7 protein-coding genes are annotated in these 7,525 nt (G+C 50.2%); 5 read left to right on the top strand and 2 right to left on the bottom strand.

All coding sequences use genetic code 11. The features are described from left to right. Positions 1–83 precede the first annotated feature (83 nt). From ACYQ2M_RS10140 to thiD, 3 genes are all read left to right on the top strand, one after another. Positions 84–1,022 (top strand): ABC transporter substrate-binding protein, encoded by a 939-nt coding sequence (locus tag ACYQ2M_RS10140; protein ID WP_459916217.1) that lies wholly within the window; start codon positions 84–86, stop codon positions 1,020–1,022. Between the two features lie 147 nt (positions 1,023–1,169). Next, entirely contained in the window at positions 1,170–1,967 is a 798-nt protein-coding gene (thiM, locus tag ACYQ2M_RS10135) for a hydroxyethylthiazole kinase (RefSeq protein WP_459916216.1), read from the top strand. 29 nt (positions 1,968–1,996) lie between these two features. Further along, positions 1,997–2,806 carry a bifunctional hydroxymethylpyrimidine kinase/phosphomethylpyrimidine kinase gene (gene thiD / locus ACYQ2M_RS10130; protein ID WP_459916219.1) on the top strand — a complete coding sequence of 270 codons (810 nt, stop codon included), beginning with the start codon at positions 1,997–1,999 and terminating at the stop codon, positions 2,804–2,806. Here the strand turns inward: thiD and ACYQ2M_RS10125 are convergent. Next, complete coding sequence (locus ACYQ2M_RS10125) at positions 2,788–3,282, bottom strand: MaoC/PaaZ C-terminal domain-containing protein (RefSeq protein ID WP_459916215.1); 495 nt, start codon at positions 3,280–3,282, stop codon at positions 2,788–2,790. The two genes, thiD and ACYQ2M_RS10125, sit on opposite strands and share 19 nt — an antisense overlap. Positions 3,283–3,631: 349 nt before the next feature. Between ACYQ2M_RS10125 and ACYQ2M_RS10120 the strand changes: the two genes are divergently transcribed. Together ACYQ2M_RS10120 and rarD are read left to right on the top strand one after the other, a co-directional pair. Beyond that, positions 3,632–3,832, top strand: a complete 201-nt coding sequence (locus tag ACYQ2M_RS10120; protein ID WP_459916214.1) for a hypothetical protein — start codon at positions 3,632–3,634, stop codon at positions 3,830–3,832. Between the two features lie 378 nt (positions 3,833–4,210). Then, entirely contained in the window at positions 4,211–5,119 is a 909-nt protein-coding gene (gene rarD / locus ACYQ2M_RS10115; RefSeq protein WP_459916213.1) for an EamA family transporter RarD, read from the top strand. Positions 5,120–5,151: 32 nt separating this feature from the next. On the opposite strand, the gene ACYQ2M_RS10110 is transcribed toward rarD, so the two are convergent. Continuing rightward, the gene (locus ACYQ2M_RS10110; RefSeq protein ID WP_459916212.1) at positions 5,152–7,518 is read right to left on the bottom strand and encodes a transglycosylase domain-containing protein; all 2,367 of its coding nucleotides are present in this window, start codon (positions 7,516–7,518) and stop codon (positions 5,152–5,154) included. Between the last annotated feature and the right edge of the window lie 7 nt (positions 7,519–7,525).

Raw genomic sequence — 7,525 nt, 5'->3', positions numbered from 1 at the left:
CGGGGGAGGGGCTCTGCTGAGGTAGACTTGAAGGCTACCTTTTCATATAAAAAAACTGTAATAAATTATAGGGATTAAAAATCATGAAAAAAGTATTTTGCACATGTATGCTTTTGGTATCATTATTGTTCTCTCCATCACTGTGGGCTGCGGAAAAATTAACCCTCATGTTGGACTGGTTTCCCAATGTGGATCATCTGCCCATTTATGTAGCCCAGGAATTGGGTTATTTTGCCGACAACGGCATTGATGTGGAAATCATTACGCCTTCTGAAACCGCCGATGCCCTGAAACTGGCAGCCTCGGGCAATGTGGATATGGCCGTTTCCTATCAGCCCCAGACCATTATTGCCGCAAGCCAGGGACTTCCAGTCAAGGCTGTGGCTCCTCTGGTGGCACATCCTCTGACCACCCTGCTGTTTCTGGATGGCAAAGGCATAAAAACCCCCGCCGACCTCTCCGGTAAGAAAATTGGCTACACGGTTCCCGGGCTCATGGATGTACTCTTAAAGGCCTTTGCAGACATTAACCAGGTGAAGGATTACACCTCCATAAATGTGGGATTCACCATTTTGCCTGCCCTTGTTTCCAACCAGGTGGATGCTGTCATGGGTCCCTTTAAAACCTATGAAACCGTGGGCATGGCTCAGCAGGGGTATACCGCCGGATTTTTTGAACTGGAAAAATGGGGTATTCCGGATTATGAAGAGCTGATTTTTGTGTGTGGTCCCAGGGCTCTGACGGATAAATCTCAGGCAATTCATGGATTTGTAAAGGCCGTGGATAAGGCCCAGGCCTATACAAGAGATAATGCAGAAAAAGCCCTGGTCCTGTATCTTACTGCGGTGCCCCAGGCCGATAAAACCATGGAAACCGAAGCCTTTGAACTCACCCGTCCTTATTTTGCCGACAGCTCAGACCATGATGCTGCAAAATGGCAGACGTTTGCTGATTTTGCCTTGACCCATGGACTCATCACCAATAAAGTTGATGCGAACAGCTTGATCCACATCTGGAAATAAATATTTGGCTTGATCCCAACATGGGCCATTTGGGGGAGGAGTGACCCCGTTGACCCAACAATTATGACGAGTGACCCATGTTGTGCCCAAGCCCCAGAATTTACATTGGCAGCCCTGATTTTTATATCTGGAACAAGGAAAACGATCATGATGATAAATCCATCCAGCATCTGGAATGATGTTGAAACCATAAGAAAAGAAAGTCCCCTGATTCATAATATCACCAATTATGTGGTGATGAACAACACAGCCAATGCCCTGCTGGCCCTGGGGGCCTCCCCGGTCATGGCCCATGCTGAAGCTGAAGTGACAGATATGGCAGGTATTGCCGGTGCCCTGGTCATCAACATCGGCACTTTGAGTGATCCCTGGACCAGGGCCATGTTCATGGCTGCTTCCCGGGCAAAGGAATTGAATATCCCCATTGTGCTGGACCCGGTGGGGGTGGGAGCCACGACCTATCGGACCCAGACGGCCATGGAACTTATGCACACCGCATGCCCCACCATCATCAGGGGAAATGGTTCTGAGATCATGGTCCTGTGTGAACAGGATGTGGTCACCAAAGGCGTAGACACCACCACGGCATCGAACCAGGCTATTGATTCAGCCATGGCCCTGAGCCGGGAACTGGGTGCTGTGGTGTGTATCACAGGAGAAACGGATTATATTATATCCGGCGAATCTCTGATTTCCGTTAAAAACGGACATTACATGATGCCACGGGTCACCGGTCTTGGTTGCACGGCCACGGCCCTTTGCGGGGCCTTTGCTGCTGTAAACCCCGATCCGGCCTTGGCTACAGCACATGCCATGGCTGTGATGGGAATTGCCGGAGAAATGGCTGCCGAAACCGCCAAGGGACCGGCCAGCCTTCAGGTTAATTTCATTGATGCCCTTTATCAATTGTCAGAAATCGATATCCAGGCCTTTTTCAAGGCGTAAGGGGGACAAGAAACATGGCCCAGCAAACCATGAATACGTATCATAGAGTTTTGACCATAGCCGGTTCGGACAGCGGTGGTGGTGCAGGTATACAGGCAGATATTAAAACCTTTTCAGCTCTTGGCTGTTTTGGTATGTCCGTTATTACAGCCCTCACTGCCCAGAATACCAGGGTGGTTACGGATATTTTGCCCGTACCGCCGGCCTTTATCGCAGCCCAGATGGATGCCGTGCTGGAAGATATCGGCGTGGATGCAGTAAAGATAGGCATGCTCCATTCCCCGGAGGTCATTGAAACCGTGGCACAAAAACTTGTTCAGTGGAAATGCCCCAATGTGGTAGTGGACCCGGTGATGGTGTCCAAAAGCGGTGATAAACTTCTCCGGGAAGATGCGGTGAAAGCGCTGAAACAGACCCTGATTCCCCTGGCCACCCTGATCACCCCCAATCTGCCGGAAGCATCGGTGCTGCTGGATCGACCCGTTGAAACAGCCGGAGAGATGTCCCGGGCAGCCCAGGATCTAGCAGAACTTGGATGTGCCAATGTGATGGTCAAAGGCGGTCACCTCACCGGAGAAGACAGTGGAGATCTTCTGTTTGATAAACAGAGTCAGGCCATGATTAATCTTCCCGGGGAGCGCATTGATACTAAAAATTCCCACGGCACCGGTTGTACGCTGTCTTCGGCCATTACCGCCAATCTTGCCCGGGGTATGGCCCTGGAACCGGCGGTGAAAATGGCCAAGGTTTATATTACCCACGCCCTGAGGGCCGGGGCCGAATATCACACAGGCAAAGGCCATGGTCCGGTGCATCATTTTTATAAATTCTGGTCTTGACATTGTAGTTTGTTGGTGGGATCACCTTCGCTTACCATCTGCTCCAGAATTGATTTTTCCTTTTCCAGGGGAAGTCGTCCGGTCATGCTTGCCTTTCCCACCATGGTACCATGCTGATTGGTGAAAACGGCCTCAGCTTCTGCCCGGCCGTTTTCCTGGATGTCGGTGATGGTGACACGGCATTGCACTGTGTCATCAAAATACACCGGACCCAGAAATTTAAAGTTCATCCCTGTGGCCAGCCATCCCACCTGTCCCCCGAACTCACAGATCATGCCACCGATGAGAAGCCCATGGCAGATGAGGCCCTTGAATCCCTTTGTATCGGTCCATCTGATATCGTAGTGCACGGGATTGTAATCCCGGGTTAGATCCCCGAATATCTTGGTTTCGGCTTTAGTGAATTTTCTTGTGTAGGTGAATTCGTCGTTTATTTTAAGTCCGTGTATTGCGCTTTTTCGCATTGGATGTGTCATGGTTTGGTAGAGTACTCCTTAACGGAAGAGACCCGAAAAAATCGGTGTAACTGATCAGTTCGTCATGTTCTTTTATCAGTCTGTCCTGAATCCGTCTGATAAAGGGATTGGGCATGAAATTATTCGCTTTCTGGACATCCTTCATATGGCCTTAAACCTGGTTTGCACTTTTTAAAAGCGTTTCTTCAAAATGGGGCCATTGTTCTGGAAAGTGTAACCTGTGAATGAATTATGCCGCTTTCTTTTGTTTGAATTACTGTGTTGCAATAACTTGGATGTATTAAGAAGTCAAGGCTGGGAAATCACAATAACACAAGCCTGACCCCGTTGGCCCCGCCAGCTATGACAAATGAACCATATTGTGACCAAACCGGGAAAATGGAAATGCGCCCCAAGGGTGGACCATATTAAAAATACCCTTCACATGGAGATCATGTCCATTTCCCGGGTCCTTGCAGATGAGATAACGCCTTTAAAAGCCTTTCATGTCAAGGGTAATTTTTCTGCCCTTTCCTTTGATCCGGACGAGAGATTGAGTCTTCTCTGGTGAAGAGGACAGCATCTTTTAACTTGTATTGTTACGCGATGATCCTGTTTTTTCATTTGTCCTGCGGAAGAAAATCAGGATTTTTGCGTTTCAGGTGCGGCTCTCCAGTGGCCAGTCTTGGTTTAGACTTATTTGATATCAATTTCGAAAAAGTCTTGACTATTCTGGAATTGATGTCAAAAATCGGGCCTGATCATAAGATGGACCATTCATCAAAATTGGCGGACCAACGGGGGTCGCCTTGTGTTGTTGTGTTTTTTGGAAGAACTTAAGAATAAAGATGATTTTAGGCAAAACGGTCAATGACGCAAGCCTGAATTCTCCCCAGGGTGGTCCATGTCGTTACCAAGGTCTAAATATTAAATCAGGGAATAAAGCACATTGAACAACACAGCACACAGCAGCACCTTTTCCGGCTTCCTAAGCGGAACGGTGGCGTTTCTCATTTGGGGACTGTGCCCTATTTACTGGAAGATGCTGGCCGAGGTGCCAGCCTTTGAAACCATCACCCACCGGGTGGTGTGGTCGTTTTTATTCCTTGTCCCCGTTATTTTCATGCAGGGGAAATGGCCTGAGTTTTTCCAGGTGATAAGAAAGCCTAAGAAAATTGCCATTCTGTGCATCACCACCCTTCTGGTGGCATCCAACTGGTTGCTTTTTATCTGGGCAGTCAATAACGATCACATCATTGAAACCAGTCTTGGTTATTACACCAATCCCATTGTTAACGTGGTGTTCGGGGTGATTGTCTTGCGGGAACGGCTCAATAAATCCCAGGGTATTGCCGTGGCTCTGGCCATGATTGGGGTGCTTTATCTTACTCTTCAATATGGGCGGTTTCCCGTCATTGCCCTGGCCCTTGCCGTTACCTTCAGTCTCTATGGCCTGCTGCGTAAAGTACTTGGTATTAATGCGGCAGTGGGGCTCTTTATTGAAACTCTGCTGTTAACCCTTCCCGGCATTGCCTATCTGGTATGGCTGGAAAGCCAGGGTACCGGTTCCTTTGGGCACCGGGGGGTCTCCATTGATCTGTTTCTCATGGGTACGGCCTTTTTAACGGCACTGCCCCTGATGTTGTTTAACATTGCCGCCAATCGTATTACCCTTATTGCCGTGGGGTTTCTCCAGTATATTGCGCCGTCCGTTACGTTGCTGTTGGCAGTATTTCTCTATCATGAGCCCATGTCCCGGCACCAGCTGGTGGCTTTTATATTTATCTGGTCGGCCCTTGGGATTTACAGTGTGGATTCCATAAAAATTTATAAAAAACAGCGTATCCCACGGAGGTAATCGCGGCCCATGTTGTGACGAGGTCCGGATTTTTATTTTACCAGGAATTGCACCCTGTCCGTTAATACTTCTTTCTTCCCAGGTGACTGCCCATGGGTTTCAGGGCGGATCATTGCCACTTCAAGCACGTGGCTTCCCGGTTTAATCTGCCAGTTAAATTGAGATTCAGTTGTTGATAAAAGCTGTCCATCCAGATACCAGGTGAGGTGATCACCGGGGGAAACACCTGTAACTCGACATGCCAGTACTTCACGATCGTCTGGGATTCGTGGGTCCATGGCCAGGTGCATGCCGTTTAATGGTTGAATAAATCTTAATTCTTCTGCATGGTGCTGTATAGATGCTTCCCATTTCGTGATGTCTTTCATTGTGGTTGTTATGGCTTGCACAGGTTCTGTTGCGGGGATGAACCATTCTGTTCTCACAGCCCTGCTGCAGCAGGCTTGCCGGAGTTTTGTACTGTGCCGGGCAGGGCGGGTGTCTTCGTTGATGATTTCCCGGCGCACAAGCCGGGGGCTCATGTAAAGGGGCCGGGTGTCTCTTAGCTGATTGAGTCGTGCAAAGATGCCTCTGAGCACAAAGGCTGGCCCCCGGGAGCCGGTCATTCCCCTGGTGGGGCTGCCATCGAGGTTCCCCATCCACACCCCCACGGTGAAATTATAATTATATCCCATGGCCCAGGCATCTCTGTAATCACTGGAGGTACCGGTTTTAACCGCAGTCTGGACGGGAAAATTTAACAGGCATCCTCCCCCGAATTCCAGTGTTCTAGCCTTGGAATCGGATAAAATGTTTCCCATGAGGGATGTCACCTCCCTGGAAAAAACCTGACGGGTGTGCGGGATTAGCTCACCTGAAATACTGCGAAGGGCAATGAATCTGCCCTGGTTGGCCAGAACTGTGTATGCCTGGACCAGTTCATACAAAGAAACCTCTCCATTGCCAAGGGCCAGGCCATCTCCGTAAAAATCAGGATGCTGGTTCAAGGTGGTAAATCCCAGTGCCCGGAGCCGGATAAGGTAGTCCTTCACCCCCACAAACTGAATGGTGCGCACCGCAGGGATGTTTAATGAATTACCAAGGGCGTTGCGAAGGGTCACCGCCCCATAGTATTGACCGCTGTAATTATGGTAGGCATGCATTCCCAGGCCCACCCTTGCGGCCAGGGGAGTGTCCTGGATCAGGGTGGCGGCGGTCCATCCTTTTTCCAGGGCCATGGCATAGACAAAGGGTTTCATGGCAGATCCGGGTTGGCGAAGGGCGGTAACGGCATTGATGGCCTGGCCATGGGGTTGTGGGCGAGCTTGCTCCGGGTATTGGGTTGTGGGAGGTTGCAGGTTTTCTTTATCACAATGGGATCGGTAAAACCCATTTCCCTGCTCCGTATCGGTATCCCCCTTGTCTGCCCCCACGGCCCAGGCCAGGATTTCACCGGTTTTATGATCCACCACCAGAGCTGCCCCATTGTGGACCTTTCTGTTCCGGTGGGATGCCAGGGCCGCATCCAGAAAGGTCTGTACCCGCTGCTGGAGGGAAGCGTCCAGGGTGGTGTGTATTTTTTTCGGATGTGTTCCATTGAATGCATCCGGATGGTTTAAAACAAAACGGATAAAGTGTGGTGCCTTGACGGATAATGCCGGGCGTTTGAGTTCAAAGGGCACTGCAGTGATTGTCTGCTGTTCGGAGGACGACAGTTGCCCCTGTTTTCTCATTTCCCAGGCCAGGGCTGCAAGGGGGGCGTTTATACGTCCTGGATGGCGGTAAAGATCATAAAAATCCGGTGCACGCACCAGAACGGCCAGGGCCATGCTTTCCTTCAGGTTAAGTGAATCCACATCCCGGTCAAAATAAAACCGAGCGGCCTGGGCAATGCCCCGACGTCGGGAGGCATAGGGTACCTGGTTGAGATAAAACCACAAAATATCCTGCTTGGCGTTGGTCTTTTCCAGTTCATGGGCTTCAAACCCTTCAATCCATCGGGACCACAGCGTCCTGGGTCTGGGATGGATCAGTCTCACCACCTGCTCTGTGATGGTGCTGGCCCCCCTGACGGCCCGTCTTGCTTTTATGTTCTGGAACAGGGCATGGAGTCGGGCCAGCCAGTCCACCCCGGAATGGTCATAAAATCGCCTGTCCTCGGAAAACACAAATGCCTGTTTTAAAAATTCGGGGATCCCATAAAGGGGTCTCTGGTCATGGGTGTTCCATGTCCCGGTATAGGTGGTGGTCAGGGGAATGCCCCGGCGATCCAGAAGCCGAGGTTTCTTAACGACCCCCGTCACACCGGACAAAGCACCGGGCAGTGGTTTCATATCCATGCGGGTTTTTACCCCCACAGCAATAATGGCTGCTGCCATGATCAACAGGACAGCAAAGATAAATATATTTTTTTCGGACATTACATGC

This window comes from Desulfocicer niacini, from assembly GCF_054657595.1.
This window is presented reverse-complemented; position numbering and strand designations above follow the sequence as displayed.